The sequence below is a fragment of the Streptomyces sp. NPDC028368 genome (assembly GCF_055565615.1).
The window spans coordinates 310,190-333,226 of the sequence record NZ_JBVHTY010000009.1 but is presented as its reverse complement, the minus strand read 5'-3'; the positions used below and the strand labels follow the sequence as shown (position 1 = coordinate 333,226).

Below are 23,037 nucleotides of genomic sequence, written 5' to 3'. Positions count from 1 at the left end.
GTTCGGCTACCGGCGCTCGGGGAACACCTGGGCGCTGTCCCGCTGCTTGCGCGCCGCCGGGGCAGGCGCCTGCGAGTGACCGGCGAGCTCGTTCAGTTTCATGTGCAGCGCGTCCTGGGCGGCGTAGTCCCCGCGAGAGGCCGCGGCGCGCAGGTCGTCCCAGGCGGTCAGGACGGGACGGCGTACGGACTCCGGGAAGCGGCCGAGCTCGGCGTCGTGGGCGGCGAGCATGGACTGCCAGGTGGTCGTGTCGAGCTGCCGCCACAGGCTGCGGGCGTGCTCCGTCGCTGCCCGCATCGCGGGCAGATCCAACCGCTCGCGTGCCGCGTCCAGGGCGCGCCGGGCGTCGGCCAGCTCTTCGGCCGGCGCGCCGAGGCCCAGCTCCCGGCCCCGGCGCGCGGCGACGGACGCGTTGGCCGACCAGCCGCGGGCGTCCCGGCACGTCTCCACCGTGTCGCGAGCCTCGTCGAGGAATCCGTCAAGGGACCGGCCGAGAGGTTCACCGCGCACGATCGCGGTGAGCTGCTCTGTCAGTTCGGCGAAGACGCTGTGCTCCGCCGCCGTCAGCCCGCCGCCGAAATGGGCGCCATGGGTACGGATCACGTCGAGGAGCCGAGAGGCGTCGCGGCCGATGCCGTCGGCGACGGCGCTGCGGCGCAGCCGCGCGCCCAGCTCCTCGCCGTCGCCGATGCGGTAGGCGAGGTTCACGGTGCGGTTCTCGTCCAGTTGTACCCGGAGTGTGAGCCGCTCGACGCTGTCAGTGCCCCTGTCGAAGACATGCGTGTGCTCCCCGCAGAACTCGTTGCGAGCGTGGGACTTCTCGTGCGGTCCTTCGACGATCCGGAAGGTCAGCGCGGTGGTGCCGTCCGGCCGGATCTGAAGGTTCTCGATGTTCTGCCAGTCGGTCGGGTACGGCGTTCCGGCGGTGAAGAGGACCGCGACGGTGCCGTCGTCGAGTGCCAGTCCCAGGTTCTGGGCGGTGACCTGCTCCGGCTGGTCGGTCTGGAACAGTGCGTCACAAGCCGAACACGCCGTCAGACCGGAGGCGTTGACCATCTGACACCGGGGGCACTTCAGGCCCCCGGCATCCAGCGGCTGGTCGCAGTCCTGGCACACGGAGGCCGAGGTGGAGTTTTCCGGGCAGCCGCAGTGTGGGCACGCGGTGCGGGACGCGACGGGGGCGGCCGCCCGCAGCCCGGAGAGGCTGACGTCGCAGACCGGACAGCTCGTGGTCCCCTCGGCGGCGGGCACATGGCAGCCGGGACAGTCGACCGTCGCCGTGCCGAGCAGAGAGGTGCCGCAGTCGGGGCAGGCGCTCTCGGTGAGCGGGATCCCGGTGGTCAGGCACGGCTCGGAGGGGCAGGCGAGAGCGGACGCGAGCCCGGCCTCGATGCCGGCGCCCAGCGCGACGGCGGACATGGGATCGATTCCGCTGTGCACCTTCTCCTCGTCGAACAGTTCGGCCAGGCGGCGGCGGACCAGCGGGATACGGGTCGAGCCGCCGACGAGCAGGACCTTGTCGATGTCCTCGGTCGTCCTGGACGCGTCGCGCAACACGCCGCGGGTGAGCTCCAGGGTGCGGTCGATCTCGGCGCCGATCAGCTCCTCGAAGTCGTCGCGGGTGACCTCTCCCGTCCAGGAGCCGCCGTTCTTTCCGAGCGGCGCGAGGATGATCTCCGCTGCGGTGACATCCGAGAGTTCGATCTTGTTACGTTCGGCGGCGGCGCGGATCCGTGCCGCGTCGCCGGTCCCGGAGAGGTCACGGCCGCCGAGCCGCTTCTCGGTGAGCATCCGGCACAGCGCGGAGTCGAAGTCGGCCCCGCCGAGCGACTTGTCCCCGCCGAGCTTGTACACCTGGAAGTACCCCGACCCGATGACCAGCAGGGACACGTCGAAGGTACCGCCGCCGAGGTCGTACACGAGCACCGAGCACATGTCGTCGTCATCCTCGACGAGGCGCTCCACCCCGAAGGCGTGGGCCGCCGCGGTCGGTTCGGGCAGGATCCGTGCGACGGTGAAGCCCGCAAGCTCCCCGGCTTCCCGCACCGCCGCGTACTGCGGTTCTGTGAAGTACGCCGGGACGGTAATCACGGCTCGCGGGAAGGGTTCGCCGGCGGTGTTCTCGGCGTCCGTGCGCAGCCGTCGCAGCAGGATCGCCGAGATCTGTACGGGCGTCAGCCAGTGGGCGCCGAGCTGGATCTCGACCCCGCCGTCCGTGGACACCCGTACCGGCGGTGCGTCCGCGGGCCGCTCGTCGAGCAGCCGCTGGACGTCGGCGTCGGCGTGGCGGCGGCCGATTAGCCGCTTCACCTCGGTGATCACGGAGCCGGGCAGGTGGTCGCGCACGCCGAGCGCCTCACTGCCCACCAGGAGGGACCCGTCGGCGCCTGTACCGACGGCGGACACCGTCGCCTGCTCGCCGTGGCGGTTGGGGAGGACCACCGGCACGCCGCCGTCCATCCAGACGGTGACGGAGTTGGTGGTGCCGAGATCGATTCCGAGTGTGCGGTACGGCATGACGTGGCCTTCGGGTGGCAGGGACGGGAAGGGTGGTGTGGAGCGGGTTCAGCGGCGGCGCTTGGAAGTCTTGCGAGGCAGCGGCTGCCGGCGCCGGGCGCGGCTGGTGCGGCGCGGCTGGTTCCGGCGCTCCCGCGTGGCCCCGCCGTCGGAGGTCCTGGCGGGTGCCCCCTGTTCGGTGGCCGGCGCGGGCCCGGCTACGGCCAGGACGACATCGGCACGGCGCAGGCAGTCGGTCCCGTGGCGGAAGCCGGTGACGGTCTCCCGCAGGACGGTTCCCTCGGGGGCGGTCGGATGCGGTTCGACGCCCGTCGCCCGTGCCTCCACCGGGTCGGGGATCTTCCCGATGAGGTCCATCGGATGCACGCCGTGGCGGGCGAGTTCGGCCCGGAGCATCCGGTGGGCGGCGTCCGTCTGCTGTTGCACGGCGGCTGCGAACTGTCCGGTCCGGCCTGCTCCGGAGCGGCCGAACTGCTCGGACCGGTGTGCCGTGTCGGCGAGGAGATCGTCGAGTGGCAGCAACGCGGTGAGGAGGTCGGTCAGTTGGGCCACGGCCTCTTCGCGTTTGCGGGAGAGGGCCGCGACGCGAACGCGCAGTTTGCGCAGCTCGTCGGTGCCGGGCGGGGGAGTGGTCACTTGGATGCGGGACCTTTCGGAGCGGCGGACGCCGGGAGGGGAGGAGTGAGCAGTTCGCTGACGAGGGCGTCGCCCGGGGTGCGGGCCGCGTCGTGGGCGGCCTTCAGGGCGCGCTCGCGGTCCGTGTCCCGTGCGCGGCGGGCTCGGGAGACCGCCACGCCCGCCGTCTTCGCGAGGTCCCCCTGGCCGATGCCCAGCCGGGCATGCGGAAGGAGCTCGAACACGGTGGGGCCGAAGGAGGGCATCGGTGTGCGGGAGTGCGCGGTCACAGGGTCTCCTGGATGTACGGCGGGTCGTCCGGGTCCGGTGTTCCAGGTGAGTCGAAGAGGCCGGGGAACATCATCGGTTCGAGCGGGAGGGAGGTCTGCCGGCCGGTCTCCAACCCCAGCGCGGACGCGGCACGTTCGTCGCGTACGGCACCGGCGCGGTCGCCGTCGGCACGGCGGTCGCGGGCGCGCCGGTGGTATGCGACGGCAAGAAGCTGGTCGTACGCCGCGGAGCGGCCCGGCGTGATCAGCAGTCTGACCTGGAGGTCGATCAGTTCGGACCAGCGTCCGGTGTCGACCAGTTCCCCGGCGAACGGCACGACGATCTCCAGTGCCTGCCACTCCGCCTCCGCCCCGGTGAGCTGTGCGAAGGACGCGGCGGCGGAGAGCAGCAGGGGCACCTGCTGGGTGTAGTCGCCGGACCGTGCTCCGAGCTGCCGGACGGCCGTGTCGTGCAGGAGGCGGGCGATGTCACCGTCGTCGACCTGTTCTCCCCACTCGTCCTCGGAGGGGCGGACCTTCCGCAGTTGCCGCAGGACCCGACGGGCCTCGCTCTTCTTCCCGTCGAGCGCCTTCCGCGCGGTCCGTTCAATTATCCGGTCGCAGTACCAGGAGTACACCTCGTGCAGATCCTCGGCCGGGTTCTCCGCACGGAACCCGCGGTGCAGAAGTTCCCCGACCCGTTGCAGGCCGGGCTGTTTGCCCCGCCTGTTTCCCGTGACGACGGAAGCGATGTCGGCGAGATCCAGCGCGTCCAGCGCGTCCTGTGCCACCGGATCGCCGGGGCGTACGCACAGCGCCCGCTGGAAGCGGGCACGGCCCTGATTCCTGTCCTTCGTCCCCAGCGCTTCGGTGCCGCGCCGGACCAGGGCGGCTGCCAGCTCCTTGGCGAGGGCGGTGTCATCGGGAGCGAGCGCGTGCGCGGACTCCAGCCAGAAAATGCGCTGGACGAGCGTGGCCCGCTGGTAGCCGTTGCCGTCCTGGCCCGCGCTGAGTCCGGCTTTGCGGACCATCTTGTGCAGCCCATGGTCGATGACGTAGCCGAGGCGGGCGGCCGAGGTGAGGTCGGCGAGAGTGTCCTGCCACGCGCCCTTCTCGAACTGCTCGTGTGCCCTGGCGGCCAGGGCCTTGGCGAGGAGTGGTGCACAGGCCTTGTGGGTGTCGGACCCCGCCTGCCAGGTGGCAGGTTCGCCGTGACGGCGGGTGTACGCGGTGAGGAGTGCGCGGTGTTCGCCGAAAACCTCCAACTGCTCGGCGGCCTTGTCCACGGTGACGGGTGAGCCGTCCCAGGGCCGGCCGCCGAGCAGCAGCCCCAGGCACGGGGGAGTGGTGCCGGGTGTGGGCGGCTGCCAGGTGTCGACCGGGCACCGGCAGTCGAAGGCGTCTCCGCAGCTGCCGAAGCACTCCTCCATCCGCAGATAGGCGCGTTCGCCCCGGACGAGCTCGCCGCTGTACTCGTACGCCTCGACGTTCCAGACGGTGTCCCAGCCGTCGAGGACGTCATGGCCGTCGCGTTCGTCGACGGACCGGAACGCCGTACGGATCCGGTTCGTCAGCGTGTCGCACGCGGACTGCCAGTCCTTGGCGCCGAGGGCGGTGCCGCGCCGGGCGGTCACCAGGTTCTCGAAGCCGAGCGGGTCCTCGTCGTCGAGCAGCAGGTGCCAGACGGCGATGGCGAAGACCGCGTGAGCCGGATCGACCTTCTCGCTCTGGGTGAGCGACCTCAGCGTGCCGACCGCGAGCGCGTGCACCAGGGCGGTGCGGCGGTTCCCGGACGGGTCGGGGACGGCGTCGAGGACCTCGCCGATCACGCCCTGGCGGGCCGCCTGCCACACCAGGCGCCACAGCGCGTGTGCCGGGCAGCAGAGGCAAGGCGTCTCGCCGGACGTGGCGTCCGGGGTGTCGAGTACGGTGCGGACGTCGCAGTCGCAGCCGATGTCGCAGGGCTGGTCCTCGCCGCTCGTGGGCGGGGTGCCGCCGAACACCGCGAGCCAGCGGTGGACCGCCTCGGGCCAGTTGCCCGCGCGTTCGGCGAGCAGGGCGCGCAGTGCGTGGTAGGAGGCGCGGTCGTCCTCGGGGAGGCCGGGACGGTCTGTGGAGATCCGGTCCAGCAGGTTGAGCGTGCGCGCGAAATTACCCGTGCCGTAATCGAGTTCGGCCTGACGGAGCATGTGGGTGGCGTCGGTGGTGTTCAAGCAGGTCCCCCATGTGCACGTGGTGCGCGGTTGACCTTATGTGGCGCCTGTTGGCTCGGTCAACGGACCGTCAGATACCGGACGGAGTGGCCAGTTCCGCTCGTACGGTCTTGCCACCCGGCGGGCGTGGCACGGTCTCCCAGTGGTCGGCGAGGAGGGTGACGAGGGACAGGCCCCAGCCGCCGGCGGAGAGGTCGGGGTCCTCGTCGGCGGTTCGGGGGAGGCGGTCGCCGCGGGCGTCGGAGACCTCGATCAGGAGGCGGCCGGGGAGTGGCGACGGGGTGCAGGTCAGGGCGAGTTCGAAGTTGCGGCCGGGGACACGGCCGTGCAGGACGGCGTTGGCGGCGAGTTCGGCGACGACGAGTTCGGCACGTTCCGTGATGTCCGGAGGAAGGCCCCAGGCGTGGAGTTCGATGACGGCGAGGAGTCGGGCGAGACGTGCGCCGCGACGGGTGGAGGACAACTGCTGCCGGAACGTCCGGGTGTAAGGCGTGAGTTGGGGTGCGGGGTGATTCATGGGGTCAGCGTGGCCCGCGCGGGGCGGGGCGGCGAGAGGCGAGGCCCGTACGGGAGGTCACCGTACGGGCACGCAGGGTGGACAGTACGGGGCGTGCGCCGTCACGCTGAGTGCGTTTGACCGTGCGGTGGGAAGGGGCGGCGGATGGCGATCGTGGGAGAAGGGGCCGGTGCGTTCTCGGAGGGGGAACGGGAACCGCATCCGTCGGACAGTCTGCGGACGTTCGGGGCGGTCGTGCAGGCGCTGCGCGAGCATGCGGGGCTGAGCCGGGTGGAGTTCGGGGAGCGGGTGCGGTTCTCGAAGCACACCGTGGAGTCGGTGGAGCTGGGGCGGCGGATGCCGGACGAGTTGTTCGTGGAGCGGGGGGAGGAGGCGACGGGGAACACGGGGGCGTTGCGGAGGGCGGCGCCGTATCTGTCGCGGGGGGAGGTGGGGTTGGCGGCGTGGTTTCGGGAGTGGGCGCGGCTGGAGCGGACGGCGGTGAGTCTGTGTACGTACGAGTGTCGGCTGGTGCCGGGGTTGTTGCAGTCGGAGGCGTATGCGCGGGCGGTGTTCGAGGGCACGATTCCGGTGGTGACGGACGAACGGCTCGAAGCGCTGCTGGCGGCGAGGGCGGAACGGCAGCGGATGCTGGTGGAACGGCCGACGACGTTGTTCAGCTTCATCGTCGAGGAGCATGTGTTCCGGCGGCGGTTCGGGGACGCGGAGGCTATGCGGGGGATGCTCGATCACGTGCTGGAGCTGACGTCCCGGAGGAACGTGACCTTGCAGGTGGTTCCCTTGGACTCGGCGCTGCACGCGTGCCTGGATGGACCGGTGCGACTGCTGGAGACGCCGGAGCGGCGGCGGGTCGGATACGCCGAAGGGCAGCAGAGCGGCCGACTCATCACCGACGCGAATGAGGTGAGCCTCCTCCACCAGCGCTATGACACACTGCGCTCGCAGGCCCTCAATCCACAGGAAACCAGGGCCCTCTTGGAGAGACTGCGAGGAGAGCGATGACGAGCGGTACGGCGGAACTGTTCTGGTTCAAGTCCAGCTACAGCGGCAGTCAGGGCGATGACTGTGTCGAGATCGCAATCGCCGAACAGGCCGTCCACGTAAGGGATTCCAAGGACGTGGCGCGTCCGGCCTTTGCCGTCGGTCGCGACGGGTGGGGACGGTTCGTGCGGTTCGCGTCGGAGCGCTGATACGTCGAGGGGCGCCGTCCGCTGCTCAGCGGGCGGCGCCCCTCGCGTTGTTGGACGTCAGCCGTCCTGGCGGGCCGGGTGGCGCGGGCCCTGCCCTGGGGGCGGGGTGAGCGTGGACCGGTACGTGCCGGAGTCGCTCTCGTCGAGCGGGGTATCCAGGGTGAGACCGGCGGCGGCCATGCGGTCGTACTCGGCGAGGATCAGGTCCTTGGTGCGGTAGGTGCCGTGGGCCGCTTCGTCCTTGCGTTTCACGATGGGGAAGGTGCCGAGGATGTACGACACGTCGTCGCGGGTGATGCCGTAGAGGTGGAAGAAGAGGGCGTCGAGTTCGGCGCGGATGACGGTGCGGCGGGATTCGTCCCAGTGGAAGGGGGCGCCGGTGTCGCCGAGGTCGCGGGCGAAGGGGCGCATGTCCTGTGCGGTGTAGGTGAGTTCGAGCACGCGAGGGGTGACGGTAACCGAATGGCGGGCGACCGCTTCTGGCGGGAGGGCTGGCAACTGCTTCCAGATGAAGAAGTTCATGGAGGTGCCGCCTACTTTCTGCCGACTCGCGAAGTCGTACACAAAAGAGGTCAGGCAAGCGATCAGCCCCGCCAGCTCTGAGGGGGAGCGGTCAGCGGTCATAAGTGGCACTTTGTTTCCGGCACTGGCCTTAGGGAAGACAAATGAAATCGCGGTGCGTTCGTCCGTGGCACGGCAGATATCACGCCATCCGAGGAGCCAGTTGCGAGTCCAATCACGATTCGCCAGCCGCTGTTGCACTCCATCCGCCTTGAGCTCGGCTCCGTGCTTGTCGACGGCGCCGGTTGGAATGTTCTGCTCGCTGGTCCAGTAGCGGGGGAGCGGCACAGTGTCAGGGACTTGCTTCTCGGCAATCGAGAAGTCGCGAGTGTCCCCCTCGTCCGTGTACGTCGCCCACCGATGGTCGTAATGGTGCAGCATCTTCGCTTCGTACAGCGGCAGCAGCCGTTCCTCTCCGCGTACCAGTACGTTTCCGTTGAGGTGCCAGCCGTCCGCGAGCATCGAGTCGAGGGTTTCGCCGGTGGCGGGCGAGGGGCGGAAGAGATGGGAGTCGTGGGACATGTCGAACATGCGCAGGAACGACACGCCCCACGGGTTGCCGTTCGCCTTGTCCGACTCCTTGAGAAGGACCGGCACCCGGCGGTAAATGCCGAGGGTGATCTCGGCGTCGCGGCGGGTACGGAAGATCGGGCAGGTCCCGGTGTTGGGGTTGAGGAGGGTGATCTCCTCGGGGGTGAGGGTGAAGACCTTGTCGGGGGCCTCCAGCTCCGCCGGATCATGGGCAAAGAAGGCGAATCGGGCGGCTGGTTCACGCAGTGAGCGGCCTGCGAGGGACAGCACGCAGAACTTCATGCGAGAGTCCACCGCCGGGAAGAGCCCGCTGCGGTTCTCGAAGTCGAACAGCGCCGCCAGCGACCCCGCCGACACCAGGTCCTTGAAGAAATACTGCGTCCGCGCGTCCGTCGCGATACCCGTCGGCACGATGACACCGGTACGCCCCCGGGCACCGGTCAGGATGCGGTCTGCCTCGGCGAACAGCGCGTACAGGTTGAGGTTTCCCTGCCCCGTCAGGGGATAGCGGCCGGAGATGCGCAGGAAGTGGCTCTCGCCGTACACCCTGCGCTTGGCGGCCTCGTACTCATTGAACAGCCCGACGGTGTCGAGATCGTCCCCGAGCGCCTGGATCTTCTTCTTCCGGGCCGCCGTGTTGTTGGTCGCCGTGATGTCCGGCGCGCGTACCGCGAAGAACTCCGTCTCGGGGAAGTTGATGCTGTCCCACGGCGGATTCCCCACCACCGCGTCGAACCCGCCGGCCCACCCCGTCGCCGGATCGACGCCCGCCCCCGACTCCGGGACGGCGAATACCTCCGGGAACTCCAGATGCCAGTGGAAGAACCGGTACCGCTCGCTCAGCGCGAGCACCTCCGTCAGCGTCGCGTCGTTCACCGCCGCCGTGTCCCCGGCGAGCAGGCTCCGTACGAGGTCGTGCGTCGGTGCCTCCGGCGCGCCCGGCTGCTTCGGCCAGACGAAGGCGGCACACCACGTGTCCGCCGTCTCACGGTCGCGCGTGTACGCGGTGGAGGTCACGTAATCCTCGTACGCCGCCTGCTGGGCGTTGACCTCGATGAGGTCCTCGGACGGAGCGTTGGTGATGCTGCTGAGCTGGGCCGCGAGGCGTGCATTGCTGGGGACCGTGACCTCGGATTCGGCGAACAGGTCGCCCTGGCCGCCGCGTTGGGCCTTATTGCGCTTCTTGAGCGCGGCCGCGTACTTCTTGTCGTCGCCCTCGATCGCGTCGAATGCCTCGTCGGGCACTCCGCCCGCGAGGAGTGACGGCGTCGTGCCGAGCAGCGCGTTGCCGTACCGGACATGCGCGTCCAGGAACCCGAGCGCCTTCCCCGGCTCCATCGCCTCCAGCCACAGCGACACCTTCGCCAGCTCCACCGCCATGGGGTTGAGGTCGACGCCGTAGATGCACCGCGCCACGACCTCCCGCAGCGCGTGCCGCACCGCGTCCACCGTCGGCTCCGGGTTGTGCTCGCGTACCGCCGCGACCCGCTTGGCGATCCGTCGCGCCGAGGCGACCAGGAAGTGTCCGGAACCGCACGCCGGGTCGCACACTGTCAGGCCCAGCAGCTCCGCGACGATGTCGTCCGCCGGATCGGGACGCCCGCCGGCCGAGGCCCGCTGCTCGCCGCGCTTGACCGCGTCGTCGATCACCGGGTCGAGGGTGGTGTCGAGTAGGCACTCGATCAGCGACGACGGGGTGTAGTAACTGCCCGTCGTCTTACGGCTGTTGCCCGCCACTTCGACCAGCTCGAACGACCGGTCCGCCGCCGAGTGCTTCGGCTCCAGTTCGAGCAGCGACTCGTACACCGAGCCGAGCTCCTCCGCGTCCAGGTGCCGGTAGTCGACGGCCCGCCACCGCCGCGCTCCCGGGTCGTGGACCTGAGCCAGGTACCCGACGGCCTGGAGCAGCGACTCGTTGGAGAGCTTCAGCCCCTCCAGCGGCGCGTCCGCGTCCGTACGCGAGAACAGCCCGCCGAGGCCGGGCAGGCCCAGCTCGGGCCGGCCGCCCTCGATGCCGAGCGCGTCGAGGACCAGGCGCAGCGCCTCGTACTGGTCGCCGTGCGCGGTGCCCTGGCGCCGCCGGGCCCGCCTGCGCAGCCGGTCCGAGGAGAAGTACCGGGCGTACGCGGCCCGCGCCCCCTCGTCCGCTGCCGGGTCGAGCAGAGCGTCCCGGTCCTCGGCGACGAAGACGAAGAGGAGCCGGTAGACGAGCCGGAGGAGCGCCGCCTGCAGCGCCTTCGGGTCGGTGTCCTCGCGCAGCCGGCCGTTGTCCGGATGCCGCAGGAATCCCGTACCGAGCACGGTCAGTGCCTGCTGGACACCGAGCCGCAGCTGGTCCAGGGCGCGGGCGCCGGAAGTGACGGCTTCGGTCCGCCACTTCTCCAGCCAGCACCCGGACGGCGCCGCCCCCTCCGCCACCTCGAACCGCGAAGCGTGCAGCACGCAGTACAACAGCACGAACTCGCTGAACAGTTCACCGTCGAAGATCGCCTCAAGGTCGAACTCGACGTACGCGGCCGTCGCGAACGACGACGAGTCGCGAAGGAGCCGCAGCGTTCGACCGTTGGTGAGGACCGCCCACAAATGGGCCTCGGTCCGGTTGAGGCAGTCCTGGACGAGGGACTGCGGCGGCACCTGCCCGGCCGCCGGCCGCTTGTCCGGTTCCTGGTTCCAGGGGATCAGGTGGAGCAGCGCGGGCCCGTGCCGGTGCGAGATACGGAACCGAGTCTCCGTATCGGAGTCGGCGGGGATGCCCTCCGGATCGACCTCCGTTAGCGCCCCGAAGTCCAGCTTGCGGAAGAGCTGGGAGAGCCAGTCGGAGGAGGCCCGGCCGGTCGGGTCGGCGGCGGGCGCGCCGGTCTCCGGGGCGGCGGGCAGCGCGGCGCGCAGTTCGCGCCAGAGCGGCTTGAGGTACTCCCAGGCGCGCTCGGCCTCGTCGCGGACGGTGACCGAGCCCGGCAGCCCGTAGTCCGCGGACTTGGTGCCCGGCAGGTTCCGTGCCTCGGCGATGCGGACGAGCATGTCGCCGGGGAGCAGCCCGCCGACGGTGGTGACGGCGGTGAAGACCGGTGCGGTGCGGGGGGCGGCGGACATCAGGCTTCGGCTCCGGTCACGAGAGGGGCGGATACGGCGGCGGGCTGCTGCGGCAGATACACGTACACACCGAGGACGTCGGCGGGCTCCTGCGGGACGACCTTCAGGCCGCGGACGATCTCGGCACGGTCGCTGGTGTCGGCCTTCCGTACCCGGCGGTGCGAGGCGTCGAGGTCGGCGGCGAGGGCGACACCGTACTCGGTGATGTGGCCGGACAGTTCGGGCAGCCCGTCCAGGGTGCGGGTGATCTGGTTGCGGGCCAGCTGCTCGTGGGTGTTCGTGGCGGCCCGTGTCCCGAGGAGCGCCGCTGCCGCGTCGTCGTCGAGCCAGCGGGCCCGGGACGGCAGGCCCTCGAAGGCGAGCAGCCGGGCGTCCTCGGCGACGATCTGCCGCTCCCCGGTGCGGGACGGCAGCGTCAGGTGGAAGCGGTAGCGGACCAGGAGCAGGGTGGTGCGGATGGTGACCGCGTCGGTGGTGACGACGCCGCAGCGGCGGGCCGGGCGCGGGCCCGGAGTGTTCGCGTCGAGGGCCGAGTCGAGGACGTACGAGGCGAGCGCGCCGACCGCCGGGTCGGTGCGGACCAGGGCCGCCTCGCCGCGCCCGATCGCCGGAGAGGTGCGGAACGGGATCTCCCGGTCCTCCTCCACGATCCGCCCCCCGAGCACCGCCGCGAGACCGTCGCGTACGCCGGCCGGCGTACCGCCGACCTGCGCGGCGAAGTCGCCGGAGCCGTCGCGGGGGTCACGGACCTGGGCTTCCAGGTCGCGCAGCGCCTCCAGGACGAAGTCGCGGACCTCCTCGGAGCCGCCGAGCGCGGCGCGTACGGCGGTGACCTCGCGGGCCACCTCCTCCGGGTGGATCGCGCGCTGCGCGTACTTGGAACGGGAGGTCCGCTCGCGCTCGGCGGCCGAGTTCCACTCCCGTTCCATCCGGTCGAACGACTCCTGGTGCCCGTCGAACTCGAAGAGGCTCTCCTGGGTGCCCTGCCTGCCGTGCAGAAGCAGCCACTCGACCACCGCGTCGGTGACGCCCGAGGCCGTCTCGTCCGGGACGGAGACCGAGATGCCGAGGTCCTTCTTGATCTGCCGGTGCTTGGCGAAGAGGACTTCGAGGACCTTGCCGTCGATGCCGTTGTCCTCGCCGAACATGGTGATCACGCGGACCTGGTCGCGCTTCTGCCCGTACCGGTCGACGCGGCCCTCCCGCTGGTCGTGCCGGGTCGGGTTCCACGCCAGGTCGTAGTGGATCACCGCGTCGAAGGCGTGCTGGAGGTTGACGCCCTCGGAGAGGCAGTCGGTGGCGATCAGGACCCGGCGGACAGCCGGGTCGTCGGCGTCCTCGGCGGCCAGCTTCTCGATGCGCTCCAGACGCTGCTGCGGGGAGAGCGTGCCGGTGACGGCGGCGATCCGCGTCTTCGCCCCCAGCCTCTTCTCCAGGTGCGTCGCCAGATACTCGGCGGTGGGGATGTAGCGGCAGAAGACGATCGGGCTGTAGCCGTCCGCGATCAGCGACTTGAGATGCGCGGTCAGCGCCTTGAGTTTGGCGTCGGACGCCGAACCGTACAACTCGGCCGCACGTGTGGCGAGTTCACGCAGCCGCGGGTCGCCCTGCTCGCTCTCCGCCGCGCCCGGCGCGACGTCCATGCCCTCCAGCCGGTCGCTGTCCGAGGAGTCACGGGTCAGCGGGGCGCCGAGGGCGTCCGCCTCGACGGCGGTCCGGGCGGCGGCGGACTCGGAACGGGTCTCCAGGGTGCGGGCCGCGGCGGCGGGCGAGGACACCATCGACCGGAGCAGCGCGATCACCGACCACCAGGCGATCCGGGCCTCCCGCTTGCCCTGGCGACCGGCGGTCTCCACCCGGTCCGCGGCGTAGGCGATCGCGTCGTCGAGCAGCGCCCGGTAGGCGGGGGTCAGCTTGTACGGCTCGTCCTTGGTCCACCGGTCGGAGGGGAACGCGGTCCGCTCGACGAGGGAGTCGTCGGCGAGACCGTCCTCCTTGGTGAGGTACTGGCGCACGTCGGCCCGCTTACGGGCGACGAAGTGCTCGGCGAGACGGGCCCGGCCCGCCGGGCTCTCCAGATCGACCGTGGCCAGGTCCGGCCGGACGAGACCGAGCAGATTGCGGAACGCGGACTCCTTGCCGGAGTGCGGGGTGGCCGTGAGCAGCAGCAGATGCCGGTCCTCGTCAGCGGCGACCCGCCGCAGCAGTTCGTAGCGGAGCTGACTGGCGGACGAGGACGCCGGGCCCTGCGCGTCGTCGGCCGCGACGCAGGTGTGCGCCTCGTCCACCACCACCAGGTCCGGACAGTGCCGTACGAAGTCCTCACGGTGCCGGGTCGACTTGATGAAGTCCGTCGAGATGATCGTGAACGGGTGCCGATCGAAGAGTGACTGCCCCAGCTCCAGGCCGCGCTCCAGACGCGACACGGTGGAGGCGAGGACCAGCTCGGCGTCGATACCGAACTTCTCCCGCAGCTCCCCCTGCCACTGCTCGGCCAGCGAGGGGGAGCAGAGCACCGCGAGGCGGCTCGCCTCGCCCTGCGCGAGGAGCTCCTTGACGATCAGGCCGGCCTCGACGGTCTTGCCGATGCCGACGTCGTCCGAGATCAGCAGCCGTACGGTGCGCTGCCGCAGCGCCATGAGCAGCGGCACCAGCTGGTAGGCGCGCGGCTCCACGGCGATCGACGCCAGCGCGCGGAAGGGCCCGGCCCCGGAACGGAAACCGATCCGCAGCGCGGTCCGCAGCAGGCCGGCCGCCCGCTGGTCACCCAGGTCGGACGGGCTCGGCGCCGCGAACTGGGCGGGCCGCACCTCCTCGAAGGCGGGAAAGACCGCCGCGACGTCGTCCTCGCCGCCGCCCAGCGGGCGCAGCACCAGCATGCCGGAGGCGCTCTCGGGGAGCACCACCCATTCCCGGCCGCGGGCGTTCACCAGCGAACCGGCCGTGTACGTGGGGCTCATGGGTCTCTCGGTTCCTTCGGAGTCGGCGGGGTGGAGTCGTCGGGGTGGGACCTGGGCGGTGAGCGTAAGGATCGACGGGGAGAACGTAACGGTCAACGGGTCTGGAAATACGTCGCGTTGTCGTCCGCCACGGCGTCCCAGTCGGATCCGGCCCGGAAACGCAGCACGTCCCAGCCGGCCTCCTCCAGGCGGTAGCCGGCCTCGCGGTCCCGGGTGGAATCGGCGCCGTGGTCGGGAAGGTCGACGAAGACCGCGAGACGGGCACCGTCCATACGGAACACCAGATCCGGCTTGGCGGCGGCCTCCGGAACCAGGACGTCGACCTCGTCCGGCAGCCGGTAGCCCTTGGCCTTCAGCCAGCCGAGAAGATCACCCGAGGCGATCAGGGCTTCGAGGTCGGCCTCCAGCGGAGTGGGCGCGGCGGGGCCATCGCTGCCGGTCAGGGCGGGGCCGCCGGACCCGGTCGCGGTGGGTGCCGCCAGCCGGTGGAACTGCTCGCTCCGGGATTCGCCCCGGTCCTCGCGTTCGGTCTGCGAACCCGCGAGGCGCAGCAGCAGCGGGCGGGCCGCGTGGCGGCTCAGCAGGCGGTGATGGGTCTGGTTTCCGTACGTCAGGAGACAGGCGTAGCAGCCGCGGGCACACTCCTCACCGCCCTCGGGACCGCCCAAGTCCTCGCCGGTGTCCGGGTCGAAGTGGCAGATCTGCAGGGCGGCGCGGGCGGCCTTCGCCAGCGCCCCTCGCTCCTGTCGCAGCCGGCGCAGCACACCGGCTCCGCCCTCCGCGGCCTCGGTGAAGAGCAGCCGGCGGCGCGGTCCCTCGGGCGGCGGCAGGAGCTCGGCCGTCAGCTCGGAGTCCTCCAGCTCGAAGGCGGCCTCGATGCCCCGCTCCAGGGCGTACAGGACGGAGAACGCGATCGGCTCCGGCAGCGGCTCGTCCAGCGTCGACACCAGGATGTTCCGCCGGTCCTCCACGTACGGCAGGACGCGCTTCCGGCGGCGCTTCTCGTTGCCGTCCTCGTCGACCACCGGCATCCCGGTGCCCTCCACTGCGTCCGCCGCGGCCCGGTCGTTGAGCCAGCGGCCGTCGCCCAGGTCCAGCCAGTAGCCGTCCTGCACATCCTCCTTGTCGCGGACCCGGCCCAGGTTGGTGATCCGGACCGTGGCCGAATCGCCGTAGTCGAGGGCGAGGACGGCGGCACCTTCTCCGTCCGTCACCTGCGAGGTGAGACGGCCCTTGCGGACCCCGTGGTCCTGGAAGGCGTACGAGGTCTCCAGCCGGAAACCGGCCCGGCGCCGCTCCTCCTCGTCGGAGGAGATCCGCTCGCGGGGGGTGGTGTACACGGTGTGGAGATGGATCAGGCCGGTGCGCTTCCCGGTCAGCTCCGTATCGCACATCGCGCAGCGGTCGAGGCCGGGACGGACCGGGTGGTGGTAACCGCAGGTGTCGCAGCGGCGTGCCTCCGCCGTCGCCAGATCGCCGGAGGCGTCCGGCGGCAGCTGGATCCGGGTCACCTGGTAGCGGGCGCCCTCGTGGTAGATCAGCGCACCCGGGCCGAACTCGCGGATCGCCAGGAACCGCGGCCGCTGGAGATAGTCGCCGTCGGCGTTGCGCCGGTTGCCCGAACGTGGGATGTACGCGGCCAGCGGCAGGCGCGGGAAGCTGTAACCGGGGAGGAAGCCCTCGGAGGCCAGATAGCGGTAGGGGTTGAAGTCGCTCATCACCGACTTGTTGTCGGTGGAGCGGTTGAGCAGCAGATTGGTCTGCGTCTCGGCCTCCCGGCGGCGGGTGCGGGCGCGGCCCTGCTCGCCCTGGCTGAGCGTGTGGTCCACCACCCGCTTGTTCTGCTCGTACTGGTCGAGTACGGCGGCCCGGAACAGGTCACGCCACCGGTCGAAGGACTTGTCGAACCTGTCGGCGGCCCGCTCGATACGGTCCTCGATCCACTCGTCGTACCACCAGGTCGTGTCCTGGAAGTCCGAGATCAGCGGCGCGAGCACGTTGTGTGCGGCGGTGACCGCGCGGCGCCGGGCCCCCTCGTCGAGCGACCTGTCACGGATGTGCGTGTGCAGCGGCAGCACCATCCGCGGATCGGGCCGGTCCCCGCTTTCCGGGTCGTACGCCACGTCGACGATGTCAGGTACGGCCGTACCGAGCTTCATCTCGGTCTCCGCCAGCCAGATGCTCTGGACGTGAGAGCGGACCAGGTCCTCGTTGGCGAGATCGAGGCGGGGCGGCGCGACCTGGCCGGAGACCATCGCCTCCGAGCGGCGGAAGTAGTACTGGTCGTGGCTGTTGCCCGTCGCGCAGTACGTGGTCACCAGCGCCGGCTGCCCCGAACGGCCCGCACGACCAGAACGCTGGGCGTAGTTGGCCGGCGTCGGCGGCACGTTGCGCATCATCACCGCGTTGAGCGAGGAGATGTCGACGCCCAGCTCCATCGTCGGCGAGCAGTAGAGCAGCGGCAGTTCGGCCGTGCGGAACTCCTCCTCGCGCAGCAGCCGGTCCTCCGGCGGCACCTGCGCGGTGTGCTCGCGGGCGTAGAGCCCCGCCAGCTCGGTTGCGGCGTTGCGGTACAGATCGCGGAAGAAGGGATTGACGCGCGGCCCCTCGCCGTGGCTGTAGGTGCGGGTCAGCGGGTCGATCGCCCCCGTCTCCCCGGTGCCGGCCCGCCACACGATCGCGGCGGCCGACACCCGGTACCCGGTGCGCTTCTCCGCCGCACGCCGGCGGAACACCGGCCCCGAACGCTCCGGGGCCGCCTCCACCTCGCGCACCAGGTCGGCGTCGCGGAGCACGGTGAGCAGGGTCTCGATCACCCCCTGCACATCGTCCTGCGGGGCCTCACGCAGCGCGGGGACGTTCCGGCGCAGATACTTGCCGAACTTCCCGCGCGGCGAGAGGAACAGGGCGGTGCGCTCCATACCGGGCTTGGAACCGTACGGGTAGGCCGTGCCGACATTCGGCTTGTCGCTTTCACTGAGGACCCAAGGGCCGGTCAGCCGCTCCTCGCTGGCGCCCTTCAATGCGTCGAAGTCGTCCCGGAAGTACTGCACATCGATGGCCAGGCCCCGGCGCAGGAAGTCCAGGAGGGTGCGGGCGATCTCGGCACGCAGCTCCGCGTCGATCTCGCGGAGCACCGGGTGCGCCGGTTCCCAGCGCTCGGCGCGGGCGGCCACCCACTCCAGGTCCTCGTAGTCGATGCGTAGCAGGCCCGTCTGCTCCAGGTTGGGCATGGTGATCCGCCAGCCGCGCTCCAGGTCGCGGTAGAGGCGGTAGCCGACGACGTCCCGGAAGGTCTTCGTCGCCCGGCGCTCCATGGACGGCGGCTGGTCGGCGACACCGGTGTACTCGCGCGGTGCAAGGCCCATCACCTCCGTCACCGCCGCCGTCAGGTCGTCGTGGCGCACCCCCTCCTCACCGGAGCGCACGACCGCCGCGTACAGCGCCCCGCGCAACTGGGTGACCTGCGCGAAGTCGTTGAAGTGGCCGGCCTGCAGCGAGGCGTCCTGACGGTTGTCGACGAAGGTGAGGAGCTTGCGGGCCTCCTTGTCCAGGCTCTTCTCCGGCACCGCGCGCAGCGACTTGAGGATGGAGGCCGAGATCAGGGAGGTGGCCGAGGAGCGGCCCTCCTGGTCGAGCGTCGCCAGCTTGGCGAAGTCACGGCCGCGGGTCTGCTCGTACGACACCTGGCAGTGCAAACAGAACAGGAACGGCGCCGGGACGAACGCCGCCTCGAGACCCTTGCCGCTCTCCGTGCTCTCCGTGCCGAGAGGGTCGACGACGACGCGCCTGGGCACCCGCTCCCGGTAGGTCTTCTTCACCACCGTCAGACCATTCGCATCCTGCTCCAGCCAGGACTCCGGAATCCGCCGGTCGTCCACGGCCCGCTGCGGATCGGCGGGCCAGACGTAGTCCTCGTCCGGCACCCCGACGTACAGACAGCCCTCGCCCTCGCGGCCGCCGGAGGCCGAGGTGCCACGCCGGGGCTCGTAACGGAAGACACCGTCACGGCCCTCGGTGCGCCACACCGTGAGGTACTCCTGACCGCACTCCCGGCAGAACGACAATGGGTACAGCGGCATGCCGCCGCTGCCCGGCTGCTCCAGCTGGAAGGTGCGGGTCAGCGGGCGGGTGAGCGGGTTCTCCAGGGTCGTGTACACGGTGTCGCCCTTGGAGAGGAACTGGTGCAGGCGGAAGGCGAAGAGGGGCCGCTCGGTCACCGGGTGCTTGGCCTGGGAACCGGCCTCCAGGGTGGCGCGGATCGCCTCCCGGACCTGGTCGGCGGGGACCCCGGAGTCGGTGGACAGTTCCTCGGCGGCCGACTCGATAGTGCGCGGCGCACAGCGGCGCAGCCGCCCGGTATCCGGCTCCTCCTCAAGGCCGAACCGGGACTCCACCCAGCGGGCGAGGGGGTCCCGGGTGAGTGCCTCGTACGCGCGGGGCGCCGCGGGCATCCGCAGCCGCTCGGGGGGAACGGCCGCCGGGGGCTGATCGGTGGCCCGGACCAGCGTCTCGCCGATCACCCGGGTGGGCAGCACCGTGGTGCCGAAGAGCCGGCCCGCGACCCGGGCGACCTCCCGCCGCTGGTCCTCCCAGGTGCCCTCGGTGGACATGGTCGCCGAGGTGCCGATGCACTGCAGGTTCTGCCCCGCACGGCATGCCTCGCGGACCCGGCGGATCAGGAGCGCGACGTCCGCGCCCTGCCGGCCCCGGTATGTGTGCAGCTCGTCGAAGACGAGGAACTGCAGGCCTTCGGCGTTCCGGATCAGACCGTCGCGGTCGTCCGGCCGGGTGAGCATCAGTTCCAGCATCACGTAGTTGGTGAGCAGGATGTCCGGCGGATTCCGGCGTAGCTCCTTGCGCCGCTCCTCGTCCTCCTGGCCCGTGTACCGGGCGAAGGTGACCGGCTCGTGGCCCTCCCCGAAGCCGTGCCGCAGGTACTTCTCCAACTCCTTGAGCTGGGAATTGGCCAGCGCGTTCATCGGGTAGACGACGATCGCCCGTACCCGTCGCGGAGCCCCCGGAGCGGCCGCGTCCCGCTCCTTCAATACCTGGTTCACGATCGGCACGATGTAGGAGAGCGACTTGCCGGAACCCGTGCCGGTGGTGAGCACGTACGAGTCGCCTTCCTGGGCCGCCTCGATCGCCTCGCGCTGATGGCGGTGGAAGGTGAGCGGCCGGCCGTCCGGACGGCGGGCGTCCTCCTTCTTGCCGGCCTGGAAGATCTCGGCACAGCGTGGATGCAGCAGCCCGTCCCTGACCAGATCGGTGACCTGGCCGCCGTCGGCGAAGAACGGATTCAGCGAGAGCCAGGGGTCGGGCCACTGCGACTTCGAGGCCAGGTCGTCCTCGACGAAGTTCTCGATCCGGGCGTCACGGATGACGGTGGCGCTCCGTGTGAAGCTCTCGTACTCCTCGATCAGATTGTTGTGGATGCCGAAGACGTCCATGGTCTCCGGCAGGCGGGGCGAACGGCGCGGTACCGGGGCCGGCTTCACGGCGGCGGGCTGCGGCAGCTCGGCGCGGAGCCGGGCCACCGGGTCCATCGCCGTCCACTCCGGGGCGAGCAGGTCGACCGTCGCGTCGGGGGCGAGCGCGTGCGGGATCAGGGCCTCGCGGACCAGGGTGGCGTTCTCCGGCCGGTTCTCCGGCTCCTTCTCCAGGAGCCGGGAGACCAGGCGCACCAGGGCCTGCGGCAGATCGGGCCGGACGATGGTCAGCCGCGGCGGCGGGTCGTACTGGTGCTGCACGGACAGCTCGTAGGCGGTCCGCGCGGAGAACGGGGGGCGGCCGATCAGCATCTCGTAGAGGACGCAGCCGAGCGCGTACAGATCGGCCGCGGCGGAGACCGGCTCGGCGCGGAACTGCTCGGGCGCCATGTACCGTGCCGTGCCGACGCTCACGCCGGTGCTGGTCAGTCGCGTCTGGTCGGGGTCGTCGACGATCGAGCCCATGCCGAAGTCGAGGATCTTCACGGTGCCGTCGCGGAGCAGCATCGCGTTGGCCGGCTTTAGATCGCGGTGGACGACGCCAGCCGTGTGCGCGGCGGCGAGGCCGGACGCGATCTGCGCGCCGATCGCGGCGACCCAGGAGACCGGGAGCTGCGGCTCTTCATCCATAAGCAGGCCCAGGGTGTGGCCGTCGAGCAACTCCATTGCCAGATAAGGGAGACCGCTGGCACCCGGTGCGTCGTCGACGCCGCCTGCGATCAGATGGGTGAGGTTGGGGTGACCCTGGGAAAGCATGCGCATGATCTTCACCTCGCGGTGGAAGCGCTGTGTCTCCTTGTTCCCCTCCGCAGCCTCGACCAGCAGGCCGGTGCGGTTGCGCAGCACCGTCTTGAGCGCCACCTCGTACTGCGTCGAAGCGGGTGCGGCCTCCAGGTCCACGGCCCGGTGCACCTCGCCCATGTTTCCGCGACCCAGGTCACCGGTAATCCGGAAACGTCCACCGACCTGCTCCAGTGCCACTGCTGCTCCCCGTCACTCGCGTCGTGGTGGAAGGTATCTAGCGGGAGCGTACACCAGAAGTGAGAGTATGGACTGTGAAGTGCTGTTGACTATGTCAACACACCTTGACTCCGACTGCGGCAATGAATGGAGGGGGCGGTGGTTGTCGTTTCGGTCCATGACCGGCGACGGTGTGCCAGATGGCCTGCGGGCCATGGCGACGCTTCTGGCCGGCCTGCGGCAGGCGGCGGTAGGTGGAGCGGTGCCCAAGGCGGCGCTCCGGGTGCAGGTGGGAGCACCGGTCCTCGGCGGTCATGCGCAGTAGGGGAACGGGGGGCTGGGTGCCAGTACGGCAGGCGGTGGTGCATACCGAAGTCGATCCTTCAGCCTCTAAAAAGTTGCACGGCCCCATGAGGGAATGAGTGCGACAGGGGGAGTTCCCGTTCCCGGACGCCGCGGCGAGTTGTTGCTCGAGCGATACAGAGACAGCGAGGGGCAAGTGTTGCTGAAGTACCAGCGTCACCGGAGTCATCCGGTCACCTCGAAGATTTTCTCCTAGGCATCCTGGGCGCCAGGGGAGCGGAGAAAGTCGGTCGCTATCGGGGCTGGCAGCCCCAGTCGAGACTAGTGCGGTGACTCTGTCTGGGGGCCGGTTCGGAACCGTGCAATGTGCGCGTTACCGCACGGCATGCCCGTCAATGCACAACATGCGCCCGGAAATTGTCCGTTATGCGCAGACGGTGCCGGTCACCCGCAATCCTGGAGTCAAGGGGCCGCAGGCTCGAATCCTGTCGTCCCGACCAGCGTTTCACGCCGGTCGGAGGCCATCTTTTCGGACATGAGGAAGCGGCCTTGAGCGTTTTCGGGCCTGTGCTGGCGACAGCACACTCGGCATCCACGAGAGACGCGCGTGCCTAGACGTCGTTTCAGTTGGTGAGTCGGCGGTGGTTGATGAGGCTGGTCGCGATGGCGGTGAAGGCCAGGAAGTGTTCGGGCTTGCGTTCGTAGCGTCGGTGGAGGCGGCGGCACCCTCCGAGCCACGACATGGTGCGCTCGACTACCCAGCGGTGTTGGCCCAGGCGTTGCGAGTTTTCGACACCGCGCCGGGCGATGCGAGGAATGATGTTTCGTTCGCGGAGCCATCGACGCAGGTAGGGATAGTCATAGCCCTTGTCGCCTGGAGCTTTGCCGGCCTGCGTCGCCGCGGTCCGCGTGGGCTGCGGATGGGCGGGATCCCCATGACCAGCGGTTGCAGGGCCAGGCTGTCATGAGTGTTGGCGGCCGAGATGGCAACGGAGACGGGCAGTCCGGACCGGTCCACGATGAGGTGGATTTTCGACCCTGCTTTGCCGCGGTCGGTCGGATTCGGTCCGGTCAGTTGCCCCCTTTGAGGGCGCGGACACTGACGGAGTCAACGGCGAATCGTGACCAGTCCAATCCGCCCTGAGCACCGAGTTCGTCGAGGATGACGCGGTGCAGACGAGCCCAGACACGCTCCTGGCTCCAGCGCGCGAAACGCCGGTAGACGGTCGGCCAGGCCGGCCCGAACACCGGAGGCAGCTGCCGCCAGGAACAGCCTGACGTGGCCACGAACACGATCGCAGTCAGGCATTCACGATCCCCGGCTCGCCGACGGCCCCCGCCCTGCGGGCGTACCACCACCGTCTCCGGCGCCACCCGCCGAAACAACTCCCACAACTCATCCGAGACCAGATGCTCAGCAAGACTCGTCATACCAACACAACGACGCTACCCGCCAAAGGAAACGTCGTCTTAGGGACTGGTCAGACGCAGTCGCCTGACGCTCGTTTGACGCTCCAAGGGGGTTTCGGGCAGGGGGATGGGGACGAAAGTGCGGTCTGACCTGGGGTTTTCCGAAAGTCGGAATTTGCGACATCTTCCCGATGACGCATCATGTGGAGTGTGTGGTGACTCTTGAGCGGGCGGCTAAGGGCCGCTGACCTGCGATTTCTCTGGCTCGGGGGAGCACTCGACCACGACAACAGGCGATGGCAAACGATTACTGCAGGTCAGCTGCGCCGGCGTGACCGCCCCGTATCCGCCGGACGGCAGACCCGCGCGAGCCGCGCCTGCACCACGGCGGCAGCGATCCCGGCCCGCA

The 23,037-nt window shown here is 70.3% G+C and carries 10 protein-coding genes and 1 pseudogene; 2 read left to right on the top strand and 9 right to left on the bottom strand.

Going from position 1 to position 23,037, the window contains the following annotated elements:
- Positions 1 to 6 precede the first annotated feature (6 nt).
- From ACZ4S3_RS22845 to ACZ4S3_RS22825, 5 genes are all read right to left on the bottom strand, one after another.
- Complete coding sequence (locus ACZ4S3_RS22845) at positions 7 to 2,517, bottom strand: Hsp70 family protein (protein WP_467936986.1); 2,511 nt, start codon at positions 2,515 to 2,517, stop codon at positions 7 to 9.
- Positions 2,518 to 2,565: 48 nt separating this feature from the next.
- Positions 2,566 to 3,153, bottom strand: coding sequence for a nucleotide exchange factor GrpE (gene grpE / locus ACZ4S3_RS22840; protein WP_467936984.1), 588 nt, complete (start codon positions 3,151 to 3,153; stop codon positions 2,566 to 2,568).
- Entirely contained in the window at positions 3,150 to 3,422 is a 273-nt protein-coding gene (locus tag ACZ4S3_RS22835) for a hypothetical protein (protein WP_467936982.1), read from the bottom strand. Before ACZ4S3_RS22835 ends, grpE begins: the two co-directional genes overlap by 4 nt.
- Entirely contained in the window at positions 3,419 to 5,614 is a 2,196-nt protein-coding gene (locus ACZ4S3_RS22830; RefSeq protein WP_467936980.1) for a hypothetical protein, read from the bottom strand. The genes ACZ4S3_RS22835 and ACZ4S3_RS22830 overlap by 4 nt, the downstream gene beginning before the upstream one ends.
- Before the next feature lie 70 nt (positions 5,615 to 5,684).
- Positions 5,685 to 6,131, bottom strand: a complete 447-nt coding sequence (locus ACZ4S3_RS22825) for an ATP-binding protein (RefSeq protein ID WP_467936978.1) — start codon at positions 6,129 to 6,131, stop codon at positions 5,685 to 5,687.
- A 144-nt stretch (positions 6,132 to 6,275) separates the two neighbouring features.
- Between ACZ4S3_RS22825 and ACZ4S3_RS22820 the strand changes: the two genes are divergently transcribed.
- Both ACZ4S3_RS22820 and ACZ4S3_RS22815 read left to right on the top strand, forming a co-directional pair.
- A complete protein-coding gene (locus ACZ4S3_RS22820; RefSeq protein ID WP_467936976.1) occupies positions 6,276 to 7,133 on the top strand; it encodes a helix-turn-helix domain-containing protein in 858 nt (285 codons plus the stop codon).
- Complete coding sequence (locus tag ACZ4S3_RS22815) at positions 7,130 to 7,321, top strand: DUF397 domain-containing protein (RefSeq protein ID WP_384386597.1); 192 nt, start codon at positions 7,130 to 7,132, stop codon at positions 7,319 to 7,321. Before ACZ4S3_RS22820 ends, ACZ4S3_RS22815 begins: the two co-directional genes overlap by 4 nt.
- Positions 7,322 to 7,378: 57 nt before the next feature.
- Here the strand turns inward: ACZ4S3_RS22815 and ACZ4S3_RS22810 are convergent, their stop codons facing one another.
- From ACZ4S3_RS22810 to ACZ4S3_RS22795, 4 genes and pseudogenes are all read right to left on the bottom strand, one after another.
- Positions 7,379 to 11,506: an Eco57I restriction-modification methylase domain-containing protein gene (locus ACZ4S3_RS22810; RefSeq protein WP_467936974.1), complete on the bottom strand. Its 4,128-nt coding sequence runs from the start codon at positions 11,504 to 11,506 to the stop codon at positions 7,379 to 7,381.
- On the bottom strand, positions 11,506 to 14,466 hold the full coding sequence (locus ACZ4S3_RS22805; RefSeq protein ID WP_467936972.1) for a helicase-related protein: 2,961 nt from the start codon (positions 14,464 to 14,466) through the stop codon (positions 11,506 to 11,508). The genes ACZ4S3_RS22810 and ACZ4S3_RS22805 overlap by 1 nt, the downstream gene beginning before the upstream one ends.
- A 92-nt stretch (positions 14,467 to 14,558) precedes the next feature.
- Positions 14,559 to 20,876, bottom strand: coding sequence for a protein kinase domain-containing protein (locus ACZ4S3_RS22800; RefSeq protein ID WP_467937027.1), 6,318 nt, complete (start codon positions 20,874 to 20,876; stop codon positions 14,559 to 14,561).
- Positions 20,877 to 21,841: 965 nt separating this feature from the next.
- Positions 21,842 to 22,649, bottom strand: a pseudogene (locus ACZ4S3_RS22795) (IS5 family transposase).
- Between the last annotated feature and the right edge of the window lie 388 nt (positions 22,650 to 23,037).

What these genes read in the sequence shown, in the direction of transcription:
- ACZ4S3_RS22845 (WP_467936986.1), bottom strand. Translation starts at nt 2,517, where the DNA reads ATGCCGTACCGCACACTCGGAATCGATCTCGGCACCACCAACTCCGTC.
- ACZ4S3_RS22805 (WP_467936972.1), bottom strand. Translation starts at nt 14,466, where the DNA reads ATGAGCCCCACGTACACGGCCGGTTCGCTGGTGAACGCCCGCGGCCGG.
- ACZ4S3_RS22825 (WP_467936978.1), bottom strand. Translation starts at nt 6,131, where the DNA reads ATGAATCACCCCGCACCCCAACTCACGCCTTACACCCGGACGTTCCGG.
- ACZ4S3_RS22815 (WP_384386597.1), top strand. Translation starts at nt 7,130, where the DNA reads ATGACGAGCGGTACGGCGGAACTGTTCTGGTTCAAGTCCAGCTACAGC.
- ACZ4S3_RS22810 (WP_467936974.1), bottom strand. Translation starts at nt 11,506, where the DNA reads ATGTCCGCCGCCCCCCGCACCGCACCGGTCTTCACCGCCGTCACCACC.
- ACZ4S3_RS22800 (WP_467937027.1), bottom strand. Translation starts at nt 20,876, where the DNA reads ATGGGCGAGGTGCACCGGGCCGTGGACCTGGAGGCCGCACCCGCTTCG.
- ACZ4S3_RS22820 (WP_467936976.1), top strand. Translation starts at nt 6,276, where the DNA reads ATGGCGATCGTGGGAGAAGGGGCCGGTGCGTTCTCGGAGGGGGAACGG.